Annotated in this window: 16 protein-coding genes; 8 read left to right on the top strand and 8 right to left on the bottom strand. The window is 67.3% G+C overall.

What is annotated here, in order from left to right; translation table 11 throughout:
• Positions 1-77: 77 nt before the first annotated feature.
• The 4 genes from xdhB to VFG33_RS29410 form a co-directional block, all read right to left on the bottom strand.
• Positions 78-2,474, bottom strand: coding sequence for a xanthine dehydrogenase molybdopterin binding subunit (xdhB, locus tag VFG33_RS29425; protein ID WP_325056240.1), 2,397 nt, complete (start codon positions 2,472-2,474; stop codon positions 78-80).
• On the bottom strand, positions 2,471-3,946 hold the full coding sequence (locus VFG33_RS29420; RefSeq protein WP_325056239.1) for a xanthine dehydrogenase small subunit: 1,476 nt from the start codon (positions 3,944-3,946) through the stop codon (positions 2,471-2,473). The genes xdhB and VFG33_RS29420 overlap by 4 nt, the downstream gene beginning before the upstream one ends.
• Positions 3,943-5,874, bottom strand: a complete 1,932-nt coding sequence (gene uraD, locus VFG33_RS29415; RefSeq protein WP_325056238.1) for a 2-oxo-4-hydroxy-4-carboxy-5-ureidoimidazoline decarboxylase — start codon at positions 5,872-5,874, stop codon at positions 3,943-3,945. Before uraD ends, VFG33_RS29420 begins: the two co-directional genes overlap by 4 nt.
• A 142-nt stretch (positions 5,875-6,016) precedes the next feature.
• On the bottom strand, positions 6,017-7,549 hold the full coding sequence (locus tag VFG33_RS29410; protein WP_325056237.1) for a PucR family transcriptional regulator: 1,533 nt from the start codon (positions 7,547-7,549) through the stop codon (positions 6,017-6,019).
• Between the two features lie 206 nt (positions 7,550-7,755).
• Between VFG33_RS29410 and VFG33_RS29405 the strand changes: the two genes are divergently transcribed.
• The 6 genes from VFG33_RS29405 to VFG33_RS29380 are packed head-to-tail and all read left to right on the top strand — an operon-like array spanning position 7,756 to position 14,644.
• Positions 7,756-8,580: a hydroxypyruvate isomerase family protein gene (locus VFG33_RS29405; RefSeq protein WP_325056236.1), complete on the top strand. Its 825-nt coding sequence runs from the start codon at positions 7,756-7,758 to the stop codon at positions 8,578-8,580.
• 18 nt (positions 8,581-8,598) lie between these two features.
• Entirely contained in the window at positions 8,599-9,498 is a 900-nt protein-coding gene (locus VFG33_RS29400) for a 2-hydroxy-3-oxopropionate reductase (RefSeq protein ID WP_325056235.1), read from the top strand.
• Complete coding sequence (gene gcl, locus VFG33_RS29395; protein ID WP_325056234.1) at positions 9,498-11,273, top strand: glyoxylate carboligase; 1,776 nt, start codon at positions 9,498-9,500, stop codon at positions 11,271-11,273. Before VFG33_RS29400 ends, gcl begins: the two co-directional genes overlap by 1 nt.
• Before the next feature lie 14 nt (positions 11,274-11,287).
• Positions 11,288-12,433, top strand: coding sequence for a glycerate kinase (locus tag VFG33_RS29390; RefSeq protein WP_325056233.1), 1,146 nt, complete (start codon positions 11,288-11,290; stop codon positions 12,431-12,433).
• A gap of 49 nt (positions 12,434-12,482) precedes the next feature.
• Positions 12,483-13,826, top strand: coding sequence for an allantoinase AllB (allB, locus tag VFG33_RS29385; protein ID WP_325056232.1), 1,344 nt, complete (start codon positions 12,483-12,485; stop codon positions 13,824-13,826).
• On the top strand, positions 13,823-14,644 hold the full coding sequence (locus tag VFG33_RS29380) for a bifunctional allantoicase/(S)-ureidoglycine aminohydrolase (RefSeq protein WP_325056231.1): 822 nt from the start codon (positions 13,823-13,825) through the stop codon (positions 14,642-14,644). The genes allB and VFG33_RS29380 overlap by 4 nt, the downstream gene beginning before the upstream one ends.
• A 9-nt stretch (positions 14,645-14,653) precedes the next feature.
• Here the strand turns inward: VFG33_RS29380 and VFG33_RS29375 are convergent, their stop codons facing one another.
• The 4 genes from VFG33_RS29375 to VFG33_RS29360 are packed head-to-tail and all read right to left on the bottom strand — an operon-like array spanning position 14,654 to position 19,042.
• Entirely contained in the window at positions 14,654-15,487 is an 834-nt protein-coding gene (locus tag VFG33_RS29375) for a carbohydrate ABC transporter permease (RefSeq protein WP_325056230.1), read from the bottom strand.
• A gap of 13 nt (positions 15,488-15,500) precedes the next feature.
• Positions 15,501-16,382, bottom strand: a complete 882-nt coding sequence (locus VFG33_RS29370; protein ID WP_325056229.1) for a carbohydrate ABC transporter permease — start codon at positions 16,380-16,382, stop codon at positions 15,501-15,503.
• 5 nt (positions 16,383-16,387) lie between these two features.
• Entirely contained in the window at positions 16,388-17,704 is a 1,317-nt protein-coding gene (locus VFG33_RS29365) for an ABC transporter substrate-binding protein (RefSeq protein WP_325056228.1), read from the bottom strand.
• A gap of 42 nt (positions 17,705-17,746) precedes the next feature.
• Positions 17,747-19,042: an alpha-L-fucosidase gene (locus VFG33_RS29360; protein ID WP_325056227.1), complete on the bottom strand. Its 1,296-nt coding sequence runs from the start codon at positions 19,040-19,042 to the stop codon at positions 17,747-17,749.
• A gap of 204 nt (positions 19,043-19,246) precedes the next feature.
• Here VFG33_RS29360 and VFG33_RS29355 point away from each other — a divergent pair, with 204 nt between their 5' ends.
• Positions 19,247-20,017: an SDR family NAD(P)-dependent oxidoreductase gene (locus tag VFG33_RS29355; RefSeq protein WP_325056226.1), complete on the top strand. Its 771-nt coding sequence runs from the start codon at positions 19,247-19,249 to the stop codon at positions 20,015-20,017.
• 14 nt (positions 20,018-20,031) lie between these two features.
• A partial coding sequence (locus tag VFG33_RS29350) for an alpha-L-fucosidase (protein WP_325056225.1) occupies positions 20,032-20,350 on the top strand: 319 nt, incomplete at its 3' end.

Genomic DNA, 20,350 nt, shown 5'->3' with positions numbered 1-20,350 from the left:
CATCAAGGTGACCAGTACGCCCGGGCGGCGTTGTTCGCGCAGCCCGCTTACCGCTCGCATCCACTCCATCTCGGCCCTCACACTCCACTCAACCTGGCAGGTTCAACGCCGTTAAGTTGCCCGTTGAGCTGCACAGTGTCTGGTTGGCCCGAGCGGGCCCGGTCCAGTGCCCAGTAGACGGCCTCGGGTGTCGCGGGGGAGGGCAGGTTCACGCTCGTCCCGGCTGGGCCGAACGCCGCTGCGGCCTGCCGCAACGCCTCTCGCACGGAGAACGCGAGCATCAGCGGTGGCTCGCCGACGGCCTTCGAGCCGTAGACCGCGCCGTCCTCGTGAGCCTTCTCCAGCAGCCGGACGTTGAAGACCTCCGGCATCTCCGAGAAGCTGGGCAGCTTGTAGGTGCTGGCCGCCTGCGTGGCCAGCCGGCCGCGGTTCGGTCCGTCGCTCTCGTCCCAGCGGAGGTCTTCGAGGGTCAGCCAGCCGGCGCCCTGGACGAAGCCGCCCTCGATCTGGCCGATGTCGATCAGGGGGCTGAGGCTGTCGCCGACGTCGTGGACGATGTCGACCCGGCGCAGTGTGTAGGCACCGGTGAATCCGTCGACCTCGACCTCGGAGGCGGCCACGCCGTACGCGAAGTACTTGAAAGGCTCACCTCGCATGGCGTTGGCGTCCCAGTGCAAGCCCTCGGTCCGGTAGAAGCCGGCCGCCCACAGCTGGACCCGCTGGAAGTAGGCGGCATGGACGACCTCTTCCCAGGTCAGGCTCTCGCCGTCGAAGGACAGCCCGCGCACGATGCCGTCCGCGAACCGTACGTCGTGCGCACCGATACCGAGTTTGCCCCCGGCAACTTGTTCGAGGCGTTCGCGGATCTGCTCGCAGGCGTTCTTGATCGCAGCGCCATTGAGGTCGGCGCCGGAGCTCGCTGCGGTGGCCGACGTGTTCGGCACCTTGTCAGTGCGGGTCGGGGCCAGCCGGACACGAGCCAGCGGTACGCCGAGTGTGGTGGCCGCCACCTGCAGCATCTTGGTGTGTAGACCCTGACCCATCTCGGTGCCGCCGTGGTTGATCAGCACCGAGCCGTCCTTGTAGACGTGCACCAGCGCCCCGGCCTGGTTGAACGCGGTCAGGTTGAACGAGATGCCGAACTTCACCGGCGTCATCGCCACCGCCCGCTTGGTGTTCGCGTGGGATGCGTTGAACTGCTCGATGTCCGCCCGCCGCTGCTCGACCTCGCTGGTCTCGAGGACCTCGCTCCAACAGGCTTCCAGCCGCTCGGCATGGCGGACGGGCATCCCGTACGGCGTGTCGTGGTGCGCCTGGTAGAGATTGCGGCGGCGCAGTTCCATCGCGTCGTACCCGAGCAACGGCGCGCACCGACCGAGCAGATCCTCCACGACGAGCATGCCCTGCGGTCCGCCGAAGCCGCGGAAGGCGGTCTGGGAAGTCTTGTTCGTCTTGGCGATCCGGCCGTCGACGCGGACGTTGGGGATCCAGTACCCGTTGTCGATGTGGCACATCGCGCGGGCCAGGACCGGTTCGGACAGGTCGAGGCTCCAGCCGCCGTCGGCGGTGATGGTGGTGTCGAGTGCCAGCAGGTGGCCGTCGTCGTCGAAGCCGGCCCGCCACTCGGTGTGGAAGCCGTGGCGCTTGCCCGTCATCGTGACGTCCTGGGTGCGGTTGAGCCGAAGCCGTACCGGACGGCCGGTCAACGTCGCACCGAGCGCCGCGATGGCGGCGAACCCGTGTGGCTGCATCTCCTTGCCACCGAAGCCTCCACCCATCCGGAGGCACTGCACGGTCACGGCGTGGCTGGCCAGACCGAGGACGTGGGCGACGATCTCCTGGGTCTCCGACGGATGCTGCGTGCTGCTCTGGACGAAGATCTGGCCGGCCTCGTCGACCAGGGCCAGCGCGGCATTGGTCTCGAGGTAGAAGTGCTCCTGGCCGGCGAACTCGAACTCGCCGGAGAACACGTGCGCCGCGTCGGACAGCGCTCCTTCGACGTCGCCGTTCTGCAGGTGCCGCCCGGTGCCCTGGAAGTTGCCTGCAGCAATCGCCTCGCGGACCGTGATCAGCGAAGGGAGTTCCTCGTACTCGACCTCCACCGCGGCGGCGCCGAGCCGCGCGGCCTCCAGCGTCTCGCCGAGGACCCAGCAGATGGCGTGACCGTGGAACATCACCTCGGTCGGGAAGAGTGGCTCGTCGTGCTTCACGCCGGCGTCGTTGATCCCGGGAACGTCTTCGCCGGTGAGGACGCGGACCACCCCGGGCACGTCGTACGCCGGCTTCATCCGGAGGTCGGTGATCCGCGCGTGCGCGTGCGGCGACTGGACCGGCCAGGCGTGCAGGACGTCGCGGGTGCGCACGACGAGGTCGTCGGTGTAGAGCGCTTCGCCGGTGACGTGCAGCGCGGCACTCTCGTGCGGCAACGGCAGACCGACCAGCGAGTACTGCGGCCGTGCGGATAGCGAACTCATGCGCTTATCCCTTCTACTGCGAGGCTCTGGGCGTAGAAGCGGAGCAGCGACTGGCCGAGCATCGCTGACCGGTACGACGCGCTCGCCCGGTGATCGTCCATCGGCGTACCCTCTGCTGCCATCACGGCGGCCGCCTCGCGCACCGTCCGCTCGGTCCAAGGCCGGCCCGTCAGCGCCTCCTCGGTCGCCGTCGCGCGCAGCGGCGTCGCGGCCACGCCACCGAGCCCGATCCGGGCCTGACGGACGACACCGTCGACGACATCAAGGCAATAGCCGACCGCGACACTCGAGATGTCGTCGAAGCGTCGTTTAGCGATCTTGTGGAACGCGGTGAGCGTTGCGAGCGGCAACGGAATCAGGATCGCCCGGATCAGCTCGTCCGGAGCCTTCAAGGTCTGCCTGTACCCCGTGAAGTAGTCCGCGAGAGCAACCACTCGCTCGCCGCGGCTGGACGCCAGCACGAGCGAGGCGTCCAGGGCCAGCAACACGGGCGGCGTATCGCCGATCGGTGACCCGGTGCCGAGATTGCCGCCGATCGTGGCGCCATTGCGGATCAGCCGAGAGGCGAACTGCGGGAACATCTGCCCCAGCAGCGGAACCCGTCCGTCCAGCAACCGCTCGATCTCGCTCAAAGTCAGCGCAGCGCCGATGCGGATCTGATTCTTTCCCCGCCCCACCGCCCCAGTCGCCTGATCGGGCCCGAACGAGAACTCCCGCAACTCGGCCAGTCGGTCCACGGCGACGACCAGAGGTGCCCGTACGCCGCGGAGGTTCACCTCCACCCCGGCGTCGGTCGAGCCCGCCACGATCCGCGCGTCCGGCCGGTCGGCCAGCAACCCGAGGACGTCGTCGAGACTCGCCGGCCGGTGGAACTCCGCTCCGGCCACCGCCAACCTGGTCGCCGCCGGCGGGGGTGGCGGGCTGGATCTGCGAGCCGCGAGCGCATCGTCCGCGTCCGGATCGCCGAGCGCGTACGCCGCGTCCCGGATCGGCCGATACCCGGTGCACCGGCAGAGGTTTCCGCTGAGGGCATGGAGATCGAATCCGTTCGGACCGTGCTCGTGATCGCACGGTTCGCCGGCGGGCGCAGTACGGTCGGAGCGGTAGTACTCCGCGGCCATGCTGCAGACGAAGCCCGGAGTACAGAAGCCACATTGCGATCCGCCCCGGACGGCCATCTCCTCCTGCACCGGGTGCAGGTTCTTGCTCGTACCCAGGCCCTCCGAGGTGATGATTTCCTGGCCGTCAAGAGATCCGACCGGAATCAGGCAGGCATTGATCGCAATCCAGTCGGTCGGCTGCTCGATCCCGGGCCGGGCGACGAGGACAGAGCAGGCGCCGCACTCACCCTCGGCGCAGCCCTCCTTCGCTCCGGTCAGGCCCCGGTCGCGGAGCCAGTCCAGCACGGTGGTGTGGACCGGCACCCCGTCGATGGCCAGGTCCGCGCCGTTGACCTTGATCGTGGTACTCATCGATTGCTGCTCCAGCGGGTTCGTGCACTGTGGATGGGGTTCGCGTCCTGGAGGAAATCGTCGTACCGGTAGCCGGCGATCTTCGCGATCTCCAGCAGTGCGGCGGCGTGTTCCTGGTTCTCGCAGTTGCCGAGGCGCTCCCGGCGCTGCTCGAGGATCCGGTCGAAGGAGTCCGCGTCTCGCACCGAGATGACCAGGGGGAAGCCGAAGCGCTCGCGGTACTCGTCGGTGATCGTCGCCAGTACGTCGCGCTCCGGCTCGGCCAGATAGGTCAGTCCCCGCGCGGACTGGTCCCGCAGCGACGCCTCACCACTGAGGCCGTCGGCAACGAACTGCGAGCCCAGCTGCGGATAGGCCTTGATCAGTTCACGCTGCTCCTCGTGCGACCCGGAGAAGAGCGCCTCCTGGAACGCGCGGCGCAGTGCGTGGGTGTCGGTGAAGGGACGCATCTCCCAGGCCCGCTCGACCATCCAGTTGGGCCCCTGGAACAGGTCGGCGAAGGTCGCGACGAACTCGTCGCGGGTCATCTTGTTCACCTGGTCCAGCCGCACGGTGCCGTCGCCAGGCTGGCCGGCCACCGCAGGGCCGAAGTCCTTGCCCACGTGGTGGAAGAGGATGTTGAGCACGATCGCGGTCAGGCTGCCCAGCGTGATGCCGCTGCCGAAGATGATCTCCGCCCAGCCCGGCACCGCCTGCGAGACCTGGGGCTGCGCCGTGACGTACATGGCCAGGCCCACGCTGGTCGCCACGATGACCACGTTCCGGTGGTCGTGGAAGTCGACCTTGGTCAGGGTCTGGAAGCCGACGACGGCCACGGTGGCGAACATCGCCAGGGCGGCACCGCCCAGGACGGGGTGCGGGATCCCGGCCACGATGGCGCCGGCCTTGGGGACCAGACCGAGCAGGATCATGATCGCTCCGGCCGCCGCGACCACCCAGCGACTCTTCACCCGGGTGAGCCGGACCAGGCCGACGTTCTCGGCGAAACACGTGTAGGGGAAGGAGTTGAAGACGCCGCCGATGGTGGTGGCGAGACCGTCCGCGCGCAGGGCCCGGGCGATGTCCTCGCGGCCGATCCGCTTCTCCACGATCTCGCCGGTCGCGAACACGTCACCGGTGGTCTCGACCGCGGTGATCAGCATGACCACGACCATCGAGATGATCGCGGCGACCGAGAACTGCGGCCAGCCGAAGTAGAACGGGGTGGTGACGCCGACCCAGGCCGAGTCGTTGACGGCGCCGAAGTGGGCGTCCCCGAGGGCCCACGCGGCCAGGGTGCCGACGACCAGGCCGACCAGGACCGCGACCGTTGCCATGAACCCCTTGAAGACCCGCTGGATCGCCACGATCAGGGCGAGTGTGCCGAGTGCGTAGGCCAGGTTCTTGCCGCTGGTCGGGTCGGAGGTCGGTCCCGCGCCGCCAGTGGCGTCCGCAGCTGCGACCGGCAGCAAGGCCAGCCCGATGATCGTGATGACCGAGCCGGTGACGACCGGTGGGAAGAACCGGATCAGCCGGCTGAAGAACGGTGCGATGAAGAAGGTGGCCAGACCCGCCACGAGCACCGCGCCGTAGATCACCAGCAGGCCGTCGGTCCCGCCGCCCGCGGCGAGGCCGATCGCGATCATCGGCGAGACCGCCGTGAAGGTCACGCCCTGCAACAGCGGCAGCCGGACGCCGACCTTCCAGAATCCGACGGACTGGATGATGGAGGCGATGCCACAGGTGAAGAGGTCGGCGTTGATCAGATGCACGAGTTGCTCGGTGCTCAGGCCGATCGAGTTCGCGAGCAGGATCGGTACGATCACCGCGCCGGCGTAGAAAGCCAGCACGTGCTGGGTGCCGTACAGGGCGAGCCGTCCCGGGGACAGCACCTCGTCGACGGGATGACGAGCGGTAGTGCGGCGGCTCGGTCGCAGGACTGCCTTCATCGGACACCTTCCAAGGGGTCGCGGCGGATCTGACCTGCACGCCAGCTTGGGCTCAGGCCGTCGCCGACGGCTAGCAACAAACCTCCGAACTTGGCCAGCTCCCCCCGGGCCCGAACTGTGTGATCACCCAAAACCAGGCGGCTCAGAGCGATTTGAGAGCGAGGAACACATCGACGCGGTCCTCGAGCTGGGACAGATCGCGACCGGTCAGTTGCTCCACGCGTTCGATCCGGTAGCGGACCGTGTTGACATGCAGATGCAGTGCCTCGGCGGTTCGCGACCACGAGCCCGAACAGGCGAGGAATTCCTGCAACGTAGCGACCAGTTCACTGCGGTTCCGGCGATCGTGCTCGAGCACGGGCCCGAGCACCCGGTGGGTGTAGGTACGCCGGACGTCGTCGGGGACTGTGGCGAGCAGGAGGACGTGGGAAGCGACCTGGTCAGAGGTCACCACAGACACCGGAGTACCGCCTGCTCGCGCCACCCGGTGGGCGAATCGCGCCTCCTCCAGCGCGCCCGCCAAGGCATCGACGCCCGTCTCACCGCTGACGCCGACCGCGAGTCTTGCCCGCGGCAGGCCGGGCGAGAGCCGGCCGAACGCCCGGCGCAGCAGGTCGGGGAGTTCGGGGGACGAAGGCAACAATCCGATCAGCAAGCCGTCCTGCCCTGGCGCGACCACCGCGGGACCGACCGAGAGCGCGACGTCCTCGAACAGCGCGACCGCTACGTCGGCAGCCCCGTCGTCCCGGAGCTCGGCAACCGCGACCACCATCGGACGATGCAACTGCGCGCCGGCCTGCCGCAGGCGGGTGGCGACCTCGGCCTGCGGGCCACCGGACTCGACCAGGGCCAGGGCGTCCTCCACGAGAGGCCGCAACGCCAGCCGTCCCTCGTCCCGGCGTACCCGGTCCAGCGCGGCGATGCCGCAAAACTCGTGGACCGCTTCGACCTGGTCGGGCGGCCAGAGCGTGTGATCCCCGTCGACGACCAGCAGCCAGGCGGTCAGCCGGTTGCCGAGGCCTGATCCGACCGGGAAGAGGCTGTACTTCGCGCCGCTGGCGTCGGCGACGGCGGGCGTCCGGTCTGCGGTGAGGAACCGCCGGGTGACCGCGTCGAGCGTCTCGTCATCCAACTCGGCAGGACCCGGTACGACGTGTCGCCCGGTGGACGTGATCACCCGGCAGTCGTGCCCGATGTCGGCGGAGATCCGGGCCGCGAGCTCGTCGAGGCTGCGGCCGGAGGCGATCGCCGAGAGCAGCTGGCGCTGGCGCACGAGACTCGCAGACAACCTGGCGCCGGTATCGGCCGACTCCGCGGCCGCGACATACTCGGTCACGTCGGCGAACGCGACCTCGGTGGGCACCTCGACGAGGGTGACCTGGTGGCGACGGCAGGCCTCGAGCAAGTCATCGGGGACCGCGCCGAACTGCGCCGTACCGGCGATGATCGTGGTCGCGCCCTGTCCCGCCACCGAGGCCACGAAGGTCTCGCTGTCCGCGGCGCTGCGGCGCCAGACCAGACCGGTGAGGACCAGTTCGCCGCCGCTCAGGTAGCTGCCGGGTTCCAGCAGGTCGGTGGTGATCAGCCGGCCGATTGGACGGATCTCCACACCTTCGGCCGCATACAGCAGGCGAAGCCTCAGCTCGGGTGCGTCGAACAGCTCCGAAAGCAGCACGTCGCACCTCCCGTTGATAGCTGAAACCTCTCCTTGGAGGAACGTACAACGCCCGCTCGTGCGCCCGCGACGCCTAACCGGGCACCGACGAGGGCAGAACTGCGGCCGTCCCCGGGGTGCTTGACGCGTCCTCCGCGGGCATCTTATGGTCATTTCGCAGAACAGAAGCAAACTTCCGCAATACGGAATTATGAGGGAAGGATCTCATGAGCCACGCGCTGCGCTACGAGGTGAACTGCTCGATCCTGTTCACCGAGCTGCCGCTGCTGGAGCGACCGGCCGCCGCGAAGCAGGCCGGCTTCGACGCCGTCGAGTTCTGGTGGCCGTTCGCCGAGGCGGTGCCGTCGGATGCCGACATCGACGCCTTCGTGACGGCGATCGAGGACGCCGGCGTGCAGTTGGTCGGGCTCAACTTCTTCGCCGGCTACATGCCGGGTGGGGATCGCGGGCTGGTGTCCTGGCCCAAGCGGGCCGGCGAGTTCCGGGACAACATCGACGTCACCGTCGGCATCGGTGAACAGCTCGGTTGCCGGGCCTTCAACGCTCTCTACGGCAACCGGGTCGACGGCCACTCCGCGGTCGAGCAGGACGAACTCGCCATCGAGAACCTCGGCCTGGCGGCCCGCGCCGCGGCCCGGATCGACGCGACTGTGCTGGTCGAACCGGTCAGCGGTGCCGAGCGCTATCCGCTCCGGACCGCAGCCGACGTACTGACCGTCATCGACCGGGTGCAGACGTCGTACGGCGTGCAGAACGTCGGCCTGCTCGCCGACCTCTATCACCTCGCGGTCAACGGCGACGACGTCGATCGGGTCATCGCCCAGTACACCGACCGGATCGCCCACGTCCAGATCGCCGACGCCCCCGGCCGCAACGAGCCCGGCACCGGCACGCTCCCACTCGAATCCCAACTGGCCGCCCTCGCGTCCCACGGCTACACCGGCTGGGTCGGCCTCGAATACAAGCCGAGCACCACCACTGTCGACAGCTTCGGCTGGCTACCGCGCGAACGCCGCGGCCTGGCCGGCTGACCTTTAGGAGATTCAGCTATGACGAATATCGCCTTTGTTGGCCTCGGGATCATGGGTAGCCCGATGGCTGTTCATCTTGCGAACGCCGGTCACCAGGTTGCCGGCGTCAACCTCGATCCTGAGCGGGCCAAACCGCTGGTCGAGGCAGGAGGACGCGCTGCGGAGTCGATCGCCGACGCCGTCAAGGATGCCGAAGTGGTCTGCATCATGGTGCCGGACTCACCCGACGTCGACTTGGTACTCACCGGCCCGGGCGGGGTGTTCCAGAGCGCCCGGACCGACACCCTCATCATCGATTTCTCCAGCATCCGGCCCGATGTCACCATCGAGCTCGCCCGCCAGGCTCGCGCTCAGGGTTTCCGGTTGCTCGACGCCCCGGTGTCCGGCGGCGAGGCCGGCGCCAAGAACGCCGCGCTGTCGATCATGGTCGGCGGCGAGGCCGGTGACTTCCAGGCCGCCAAGCCGCTGTTCGATGCCGTCGGCAAGACCATCGTCCATGTCGGCGGGAGCGGCGCCGGGCAGACGGTCAAGGCCGCGAACCAGCTGATCGTTGCCTCCAACATCCAAGCGCTGTCCGAGGCCGTGGTCTTCCTGGAGGCGTACGGCGTGGACACCAAGGCCGCCCTCGAGGTGCTCGGTGGCGGCCTGGCCGGTTCGGCGGTGCTGAACCAGAAGCAGGAGAACATGCTGTCGCGTTCCTTCCAGCCCGGCTTCCGGATCGACTTGCACCACAAGGACATGGGCATCGTCACCGCGGCGGCGCGGGAGGCGGGCGTCGTCGTACCGCTCGGCTCGCTCGTGGCCCAACTGGTCGCCTCCGCCCGCGCGAACGGCGACGGCGGCCTCGACCACTCCGCATTGCTTCGTGGCGTGGAGCGGCTGTCCGGTCAGAGCACGGCTGGAAAGGTGTCGAGCTGATGGCGCGGATGCGCGCGGTCGATGCCGCGGTCCTGATCCTCGAGAAGGAGGGCGCCGTCCAGGCCTTCGGGCTGCCCGGCGCCGCGATCAACCCGTTCTACAACGCGATGAAGAAGCATGGCGGGATCAAGCACGTGCTGGCCCGCCACGTCGAGGCCGCCTCGCACATGGCCGAGGGCTACACCCGCGCGAAGGCCGGCAACATCGGCGTCTGCGTCGGTACTTCGGGCCCTGCCGGCACCGACATGATCACCGGCCTGTACTCCGCGTCCGCCGACTCCATCCCGATCCTCTGCATCACCGGCCAAGCACCCGTGGCCAAGCTGCACAAGGAAGACTTCCAGGCAGTCGACATCGCCTCGATCGCCAAGCCGGTCGCCAAGTGGGCCGTGACGGTGATGGAGGCGGCCCAGGTCCCGGGGACGTTCCAGAACGCCTTCCAGCTGATGCGCTCCGGTCGTCCCGGACCGGTACTGATCGACCTGCCGATCGACGTCCAGTTGGCCGAGATCGACTTCGACATCGACACCTACGAACCGCTTCCGGTGGCTCGGCCGGCCGCGACCCGGGCCCAGGCGGAGAAGGCGCTCGCGTTGCTCAACGACGCCGAGCGGCCGCTGATCGTCGCGGGTGGTGGGGTGATCAACGCCGACGCCGCTTCGCTGCTGGTGGAGTTCGCCGAGCTCGTCGGAGTGCCCGTCGTACCGACGCTGATGGGCTGGGGCACCATCCCGGACGACCACCCGCTGGCCGCCGGCATGGTTGGTCTGCAGACGTCGCACCGGTACGGCAACGCGACGCTGCTCGCCTCCGACTTCGTGCTGGGCATCGGGAACCGGTGGGCCAACCGGCACACGGGCTCGGTCGCGACGTACACGCAGGGCCGGAAGATCGTGCACGTCGATATCGAGCCGACGCAGATCGGCCGGGTGCTCGCGCCGGAGTACGGGATCGTCTCCGATGCTCGCGCGGCGCTTGAGGTCTTTGTCGAGGTCGCCAAGGAATGGGCGGCCGACGGCAGGCTGGCCGATCGCTCCGCCTGGGCGGAGGACTGCCGGCAGCGGCGGACAACGCTGCAGCGCAAGACGCACTTCGGAACTGTGCCGATCAAGCCGCAGCGCGTGTACGAGGAGATGAATCGGGCCTTCGGACCCGACACCCGCTACGTCAGCACCATCGGGCTGTCGCAGATCCAGGCCGCGCAGATGCTGCATGTCTATCGGCCGCGGCACTGGATCAACGCCGGCCAGGCGGGGCCGCTCGGGTGGACTGTGCCGGCGGCGCTCGGTGTCGCTGTTGCCGATCCCGAGGCGACTGTCGTGGCGTTGTCGGGCGACTACGACTTCCAGTTCCTGATCGAGGAGTTGGCGGTCGGGGCGCAGTTCAACATTCCTTACATCCACGTGGTCGTTAACAACTCGTACCTGGGGCTGATCCGCCAGGCACAGCGTGGCCTGGAGATGGACTACTGCGTGCAGTTGTCGTTCGAGAACATCAATAGTCCCGAGCTCAACGGGTACGGCGTCGACCACGTCAAGGTTGCCGAAGGCTTGGGCTGCAAGGCGTTGCGGGTGTCTGAACCGGACGAGATCCTGCCGGCGCTCGAGCAGGCGAAGAAGCTGATGGTCGAGTTCCGCGTCCCGGTCGTCGTCGAGGTCATCCTCGAGCGAGTGACGAATGTGTCCATGGGCACGGAGATCGACGCCATCACCGAATTCGAAGACCTCGCCGAACACCCCGAGGACGCCCCGACCGCAATCGGTGCACCCAGCTGATGCCGGGGTGCCGGGTGGTTGTTGCCTCGGACAAGTTCAAGGGCACGCTCAGCAGTGATGAGGTTGCGGCGGCGGTGAAGGACGGCGTACTGCGTGTGCGGCCGGACGCGATCGTCGACGTAGTACTGGTGGCGGACGGTGGTGACGGCACTCTTGCGGCCGCCGTTGGTGCGGGTTTCGAGTTGGTAGCGGTGGACGCCACAGGGCCGACTGGTGAGGTGGTGCAGAGCGGGTTTGCCCGGCGCGGTGAGGTTGCCGTTGTTGAGTTGGCGGACGCGTCCGGTCTGATCCGGTTGCCTGGTGGTGAGCCGGCACCGATGAGCGCGACCTCGCGCGGTACGGGTGAGTTGGTTGCTGCGGCGATCGACAGCGGCTGCAATCGGATCATCCTCGGCATTGGCGGCAGCGCCTGTACGGATGGGGGAGCGGGCCTGGTCCGGGCGCTCGGCGCCCGGTTGCTCGACAGCAACGGTCGGGAAGTCGCCGAAGGTGGTGCGGCCTTGATCGAGGCTGAGTCTCTCGACCTGACAGCACTCCGCGAGCGTCTGGCCGGAGTCGAGATCGTGATGGCGTGCGACGTAGACAACCCGTTGACAGGCCAGTCTGGCGCAGCGGCAATCTATGGACCGCAGAAGGGAGCGACCCCGGCGCAGGTCGCCGAACTCGACGTCGCTCTGACCCACTGGGCAGACCTCGTGACCCGCGAGGGGGCACACGATCTTCGGGAGGTGGCGGGGGCGGGGGCCGCTGGGGGAGTGGGGTTTGCGGGCGTGGCGTTGCTGGGGGCGGAGGTGCGGGCGGGGATTGAGTTGATGTTGGAGTTGGTGGGGTTCGGGCAGCGGTTGGGCGGGGTCGACCTTGTTGTTACCGGCGAGGGGGCGCTTGACGAGCAGACGTTGCATGGGAAGGCGGGGGCTGGGGTGGCTGCTGCTGCGACGGGGGCTGGGATTCCGGTGGTCGCGGTGTGTGGGACGAACCGGCTTGGGCCTGAGCGACTGCGTGGGGCGGGGATCGCCGCGGCGTACGCGTTGACGGATCTCGAGCCCGATGTGCGGCGGTGTATTGCCGATCCGGTCCCGCTGCTGCGGAGGCTTGGTGAGCGGATCGCGACCGATCAGCTTCCCCTGGCGACTGGCGCGCCCGGTCGCGGCAGCGCGTGAGCCGGCGACCAGTAGACCTACGATGAGTGCAATCGAGAGGGGGCGTCGAATGACCTCGCTGGACCTTGTGATCCGGGCCCGCCGGGTTGTCAGTACTGCGGGTGTGGTGCCGCGTGCCGTTGGGATCAAGGGTGGGCGGATCGCCACCATCGCGCCGTACGAGTCGGACCTTGAAGGCGCGGATCAGGTGGAACTGGCCGACGACGAGGTGCTGATGCCGGGCGTCGTGGACTCCCACGTGCACGTCAATGATCCGGGGCGGACGGACTGGGAGGGGTTCACCTCCGCGACCAGGGCGGCGGCGGCCGGTGGCGTGACCACGATCATCGACATGCCGTTGAACAGCATCCCGCCGACGTGCGACGTACCGGCTCTGGAGGTGAAACGGAAGACAGCGCAGAGCCAGGCGTACGTCGATGTCGGGTTCTGGGGCGGCGCGATTCCCGGCAACGCCGCGCAGTTGCGCCCGTTGCACGAAGCCGGTGTCTTCGGGTTCAAGTGCTTCCTGCTGCACTCGGGTGTCGATGAGTTCCCGCCGTTGGATCCGGCGGAGCTTGAGTCGGCGATGCGCGAGATCAGCTCGTTCGACGGGTTGCTGATCGTGCACGCCGAGGACGCCCACCGGATCGATCATGCTCCGGCGGCGCACGGCGCGAAGTACCTGGACTTCCTGCACTCGCGGCCGCGTGAAGCGGAGAACGCGGCAGTCGCGGAGGTGATCGAGCTGGCCCGCCGGACTGGTTGCCGGGTGCACGTATTGCACGTGTCCAGCTCGGATGTCCTGCCCGTACTGGCCGCGGCCCGCCGCGACGGTGTGCGGATCACCGCGGAGACCTGCCCGCACTACTTGACCTTCGCCGCCGAGGACATCCCCGACGGCGCAACGCAGTACAAGTGTTGCCCGCCGATTCGCGAGGCGGAGAACCGTGAGCTGCTCTGGGAGGGCCTGCGAGACGGGCTGATCGACCTGGTGGTCTCCGATCACTCGCCCTCGACGATCGACCTGAAGCACCTGGACACCGGAGACTTCGGCGCGGCCTGGGGCGGCATCGCCTCCCTCCAGCTCGGCCTGCCCGCAGTGTGGACTGCGGCTCGGGAGCGCGGATTCGACTTGGTGGATGTCGCGCGCTGGATGTGTCAGGCGCCCTCGACGCAGACCGCTCTGCCGACCAAGGGCCGGATCGAGATCGGGTACGACGCGGATTTCTGCGTTCTCGCGCCCGACGAGACGTTCGTGGTGGACGTCAACGCCCTGCAGCACAAGAACGCGATCACCCCGTACGCCGGGCGGTCGCTCGCCGGTGTGATTCGCGGTACTTGGCTGCGCGGCGTACCCATCGACATCGAGGCCGACCCGCGAGGGCGCCTGCTGAGCCGAGGAGAACAAGGATGAACCAGCCGCGCTACTACTCCCCGCAGGGCGGACTGCCCGCGCAAACGGAGCTGACCACGGACCGCGCCGTCTTCACCGAGGCGTACGCCGTGCTCCCGCGCGGCACGATGCGCGACATCGTCACCAGTCAGCTGCCCTTCTGGGAGAACACCCGGCTGTGGGTGCTTGCCAGGCCGTTGTCGGGATTCGCCGAGACGTTCTCGCAGTACATCGTCGAGGTCGCTCCGGGCGGCGGCAGCGACAAGCCCGAGACCGATCCCGGCGCCGAGGCGGTCCTGTTCGTTGTCGAAGGCAACTTGGTGCTCACTGTCGCCGGTGAGAAGCACGACCTCGCGCCCGGAGGCTATGCCTTCCTGCCACCAGCCTCCGACTGGACATTGCGCAACACCAGCGACCGGGTCGCCAAGTTCCACTTCGTCCGCAAGGCCTACGAACGGGTAGAAGGGATCGACCTCCCTTCAGCCTTCGTCACCAACGAAGTCGAGGTCGACGGCATCGAGATGCCCGACACAGAAGGCCGCTGGAGGACGCAGCGGTTCGTCGATCCCCTGGACGTTCGCCACGACATGCACGTGAACATCGTCAGCTTCGAGCCCGGCGGCGTGATCCCGTTCCCCGAGACCCACGTGATGGAACACGGCATCTACATCCTCGAGGGCAAAGCGGTCTACCTGCTGAACAAGGACTGGGTGGAGGTCCAGGAAGGCGACTTCCTGTGGCTACGAGCGTTCTGCCCCCAGGCCTGCTACGCCGGCGGCCCGTCCCGCTTCCGCTACCTCCTCTACAAGGATGTCAACCGCCACCCCAAGCTCAGCTGACGAGGACTGTCAGGTGCCCGCCAGTGCCCCGCCGATTCCGCCGATGCTGAAGTAGCGCTGGAACACCCCGAAGACGATCGCGGGCGGCGCGAGCATGAGGACGGCTGCCGCCATCACCGGGCCCCAGGAGACCTGGTTCTGCTGGAAGAACTGTTGGAGCCCGACAGGAAGAGTGAAGACCGCATCGCTGCGCAGGAACACGAGAGCGATCAGATAGTCGTTCCAGGCGGCGAGGAAGCTGAAGATCGCGACCGACATCAGGCCGGGCAACGAGTTGCGGAGAACGATCCGCCGGAAGCCGCCGAAGACCGTGGCCCCGTCGACCCAGGCCGCTTCCTCCAACGACTGCGGGATCGTGTCGAAGTAGGAGGACATCATCCAGCAGGCGATGGGGATCGCACTGGACACGTACACGATCACGATGCCCTGGAGGTTGTCCACGAGTCCGAGCGAGGAGAACAGGATGAACATCGGGACGACGAAGACGATCACCGGCAAGGACTGGATCACGAACAGCAGCAGGGAATAGCCGGAGACCAGCCGGGACCGGGATCGCGAGATCACGTAGCCGGCCGGGGCGCCGATGACGACCGCGATCAAGGAGGTGGCGATCGCGACGGCGAGGCTGTTCCAGAGATAGTGCAGCATGTTCGTCTGCTCGAAGACGAAAGTGAAGTTGTCGAGCGTGAGGGTGGCGCCGTTGATCAGACCGGTGCCGTTCGGGGTGAGCGCCTTGACGAAGATGTCGATGATCGGGCCGAGGACGATCAGGGTGAAGACAGTCATCGCGACCGTGATCGCCCAACGGGCCCTTGGACCTTTGGACGTGGAGGTGGAGGTCATCTGCCGCTCCGCTTCAGGCGATCGTGAATGATCGTCGGATCATTCGGTAGAGGAGGACCGACACGACGACGAGCAGGCCGGTGATCAGGATGGCGACGGCGATCCCGAGCCCGGGCAGGAACTCGGAGAACACCAGGTTGTAGGCGTAGACCACCATCGTCTGGGTCGCTCCCACCGGTCCTCCGCCGGTGAGCAACCAGACGGACGGGAAGTCGTTGATGGTGAAGATCGCCATCAGGATCCAGGTCACGTACGTCGTGCGCGCGGTCATCGGCAGGGTGATCCTGGTGAACTGCTGCCAGCGGGAGGCTCCGTCGACCCGGGCCGCCTCGTAGATGTTCTGGTCGATGCCCTCCAGGGCCGAGCCCATCATCAGCAGCGTGAACGGGAAGCTGATCCAGATCTTGAACACGCAGACCGTGATCTGCGCCAGCACCGGATCGCCCAGGAACAAGACATTGTCGCCGAGGCCAAGGTTTCGGAAGAGCGTGGGAAGCGCCCCGCTGGAGGTTCCCAGCAGGAACGCCCAACTGGTGGAGGTGGCAACGATCGGGACGATCCAGGGCAGGAGCAGGAGGACCCGGAAGAGCGAGCGCCCGGGAAACCTGATCCGCAATATCAGGGCCAGCACGGTGCCCAGGGCCCAGCTGCCCAGCACCGAGGCGACGACGAAGATCAGGGTGAACCGCGTCGATGCCCAGAACGCCGGGTCGGACAGGACGGAGCCGAAGTTCCCCAGCCCGACGAAGTCGCCCTGCTGAATGAGACTGCCGTCGTGCAGCGATGCGTTGACGGCGTACACCAGTGGGTACGCGTTGATCAACGCGACGAGGACGAGCGACGGCAGCAGCAGCGAGGAGTAGGTGAATCCCGTTCGTCTGGAGCCTCCTTTCATCCGGCTCACTTCCCGTAATGCAACTTCTCGTAGTTGTCCTGCAGCTGCTGCAGGATCGCCTGCGGGCTGAGGGTGGCTTGGACCACCTGAGCAGTGAAAGTGGAGGTCGCCGGGGCGCCTTCGACGGAGTTCAAGGCAGGGAAGAGATCCGGGGACCTCGTTGCGACCGACTTCGCGATCGGTACCCACTCCTTGATCAGCATCTGCGTCGAGGCACTGTTCTTGACCGCGGCCACCTCCTCGAAGCTCTTACGGGCGGGTACCCGGTTGTAGGTGCCGTCCGCGAAGGCGGGCTTGATCGCGTCAAGGAACCAGACGACGAAGTCCTCCACGTCCGAGAGGTTCGCGTTGCCCTTGTAGATCATCAGCGGGTCGACCCACTGCAGCGCCCCCTTGTCTCCGTGGGGACCGGTCAGCGGACTCATCACCGCGGACTTCACCTTCGGCCAGCTCTGCAGGTCGCTGTTCGGACCGGCCATCACGGTTCCGATGTGTCCGGCGGCGAAGTCGGCTGCGGACTGCGCACTGGTATAGCTGACATTGGTCGGGTTGATGTACCCGTCCTTGACCAGACTCTGGAGGAACTCGACGGCCTCGATGTTCCGATCGGTGACGCAGTCCGGCTCACCCTGCTCGTTGAACCAGCCACCGCCGTTGTTCACCAGCCACGGCAGCACCTGCTGATAGCCGGTCTCCTTGGGGCTGCCCGGGATCGAGTACCCATACACCCCGATGGTCTTGAGCGCCTTGCACAGGGCGCGGAACTCGTCCCAGTTCTTGGGGACTGCCGTCTGCGCTTTGTCCAACAGGTCCGGGCGGTAGAACAGCCCGTTGATCGAGAGGTGGTAGGGGACGCCGACATAGGCGCCGTTGTACTTGAGGGTGTCGATCGTGCCCGGCAGGAAGTCGTCGTAGATTCCCGCCGTCTTGAGCTTGGCGATGACGCCGTCGGAGGCCTCGAGCGCCCCCTGCTGGTAGAACTGGAAGGGCTGGAAAGCAGCACCGGAACTCACGGCCGGCGCCGTTTTCGCGGCGATGGCGGAGGTGAAGGTCTGGTACCAGTTCGTCCACGGGATGTTCTGGTACTTCGCGGCTGCGCCGTTCGACGCCTTCCAGCCGCCGACGAGGTTGCCGATGTTCTTGGCGTAGTCCGATCCGCCCCACTGCATGTCCCAGAAGGTGAACTGGGATCCCGCCGCGGCGGTCTTCTTCTCGCCCGCGCCGCACGCGGTCAGGAAGGCGAGTGCGCCGAGGCCGGCCGTTCCCGAGAGGAACCCGCGCCGGGTCAGACCTGAGGTCGCCGTTGAGATTTGGGATGCCATCGTTGGTTCCTTGTCTGTGTCTTGGTTCGACGAATGCCGCGACTACGACACACGAATCCGAACCGTGCTCACGAGTGCCTCGCGACGCTCGGCCGGGACGGTGATCCGCACCGTGTCGCCGTCGCTGAGGATCTCGGCGGGAACTGCTTCGCCGTCCGTGAGCAAGGTGGCGTCGACTGCCGTGGCGTGCTGCCCTTCCGGCAGGTCGACGAAGAAGGTGGTGGGTGCGTCGCCGTTGAGCAGGTGCGCGTAGTGGGCGCCGTCGGCTCCGAGCGTCGAGGCGAACGCGTGGCTGAGCCTGTCCTCGCCGTCGACATCGCCGATCCGGATGACACCGGCGCGGGTTGAGTAGATGCCGTCACCGTTGCGCTGGAGCCAGTCGCCGACAGCGCGCAGATTCTGTTGCGCCGGCAGCGGGATCGTGCCCTGGGGAGTAGGCCCGACATTGAGGAGGAACGTCCCTCCGGTGCCGGCCACGCGGACGAGAGTCGTCAGCAACTCGCGGGCGTCGCGATAGTGGTGATCGTCCTGGTGGAATCCGTAGGCGAGGGTCGAGGTGGTCTGGCACATCTCCAGGGCCTCGAGCGTGATCGGGGTGACGTTGAACCCGTTCTTGTTCTCGCCAGGCAGGTCGCCCTCGAACCCCTGGACGTCCTCTCCCGGCTGCGGGGGCGAATGGTGGTTGTGCATGATGACCGCGTCGGGCTGGAGGGTGTGGATCTTGTCGTACAACTCCGGCAGGCGGAAGTCACCGCTCGGCCCGAACCAGTTCTTCTCCCGGTGGGTTGCCCATTCGTTCGGCCAGTAGCCGTCGATCCAGTACTCGGCGATCTCGCCGTACTGGGTGGAGAGCTCTTGGACCTGGCCGTGTAGGAATCCGACGTAGTCGTCCCACGCCAGCCCGCTGCGTGCGCGGAGGGCGGCGCGGTAGGCGGGGTGGTGCCAGTCCAGCAGCGAGACGTAGAAGCCGAGGCGGACGCCATGCCGATCGCAGGCTTCTCGCAGTTCCGTCATCGGATCGCGGCCGAAGGGGGTGTTCGTCACCTTGTAGTCGCTGAGCGCCGTGTCGTACATCGAGAAGCCGTCGTGGTGGCGCGAGGTGATGGTGATGAAGCGCTGACCGGCGTCCGCCGCGAGGCGCACCCACGCGTCCGCGTCGAACTCCTTACCTTCGAACCGGCTGGCGAGAGTCTCGTACTCCGCGACCGAGTCCCGGTTCCGGAACATCGACCACTCGTGGCCACCGACGAGGGAGTACAGGCCCCAGTGCACGAACATGCCGAACCTGTCGTCCTGGTACTGCTTCAGTCCCTGGGGAGAAACCTGCAGAAATGTCATCGTTGTCAGACTCGCTCTCTGATCGCCTGTCGCCGTTCGAGGACCGATGGATCGCTGGAGACGGCGTCATTCGAAGCTAGTCCGGTGCGGTCGCTCGGAGACAGCGCGAGATGCGGATAACGACTATTCGCAAAACGTCATGTACGGCTCGGGCGGATCTCGGTAACGTCCGATCCGAGAGGCGCCGAGCGAGGGAGGAGCCCAATGGCCGAACGGTTTGCAGACAAGACCGTCGCTGTCACCGGAGCCGGCTCGGGGATCGGCAGAGCCACGGCACTGCGGCTCCTGCGGGAGGGCGCCCGGGTGATCGCCATCGATCGGGCCCACACCTCGCCGTGGCCCGAGGAGGTCGCCTCACAGCTCACCCTCGTGTCCGCCGACATCGCGGACCCCGCGACTCCGGCCCTGCTCGAGGCGGCGGTGTCAGACACCGGGGGCGTCCTCGACATCCTGGTCAACGCGGCGGGAATCCTGCGGATCGCGCCCTTCGTCGAGGTGACGGTCGAGGACTGGAACGAGGTGATCGCCGTCAACCTGACGGGGACCTTCTTCCTCTCCCAGACCGCCGCACGGCTGATGATCGCCGCCGGGGTACCCGGGCGGATCGTCAACGTCTCCTCGGTGCACGCGGCGGTATCGGAACCCAACGCCGCCCCCTACACCGCGACCAAGGGCGGGATCGAAGCGATGACCAGGACGATCGCGAGCGAGCTCGCGCCGTACGGGATCACCGCCAACTGCGTACGTCCCGGAGCAACCCGGACCGGGATGAGCGACCCGCTCTACGATCCGGACATCGTTGCCGCACTCGAGGAGCGCATTCCGCTGCGGGAGATCGCCGAACCGGAGTGGATCGCCGCGGCCATCTGCTACCTCGCGTCGGACGAAGCTTGCTACACGACGGGCGCGTCCCTGGACGTCGACGGCGGCTACGCGATGAACGGAGCGCTGCCCGGAACCATCTACCGCCGCTAACTGGAGCAGCACCTATGACAATCGCACCCTGGTTTCCCGAGGCCGGCCTCGGTCTGTTCGTGCACTGGGACCACACCAGCCAGCAGGGCATCGAGATCTCCTGGCCGTTGGTGGACAAGTCCATCATTCCGGGCCGAACCCATGCCGAGGCGCAGGTGACCGCCGAGCAATATCACTCCACCGCCGCCACCTTCAACCCCACGCGATGGGACGCCTCGGAGCTCGCTCGGCTGGCCAGGACGTCCGGCGCTCGCTATCTCATCTTCACCGCGCGTCACCACGCGGGCTATTCGATGTACCACACGAAGTACGACGACTACTCGATCGAGCACT

The sequence above is a fragment of the Kribbella sp. genome (assembly GCF_035687465.1).
Lineage (GTDB): Bacteria > Actinomycetota > Actinomycetes > Propionibacteriales > Kribbellaceae > Kribbella.
This window is presented reverse-complemented; position numbering and strand designations above follow the sequence as displayed.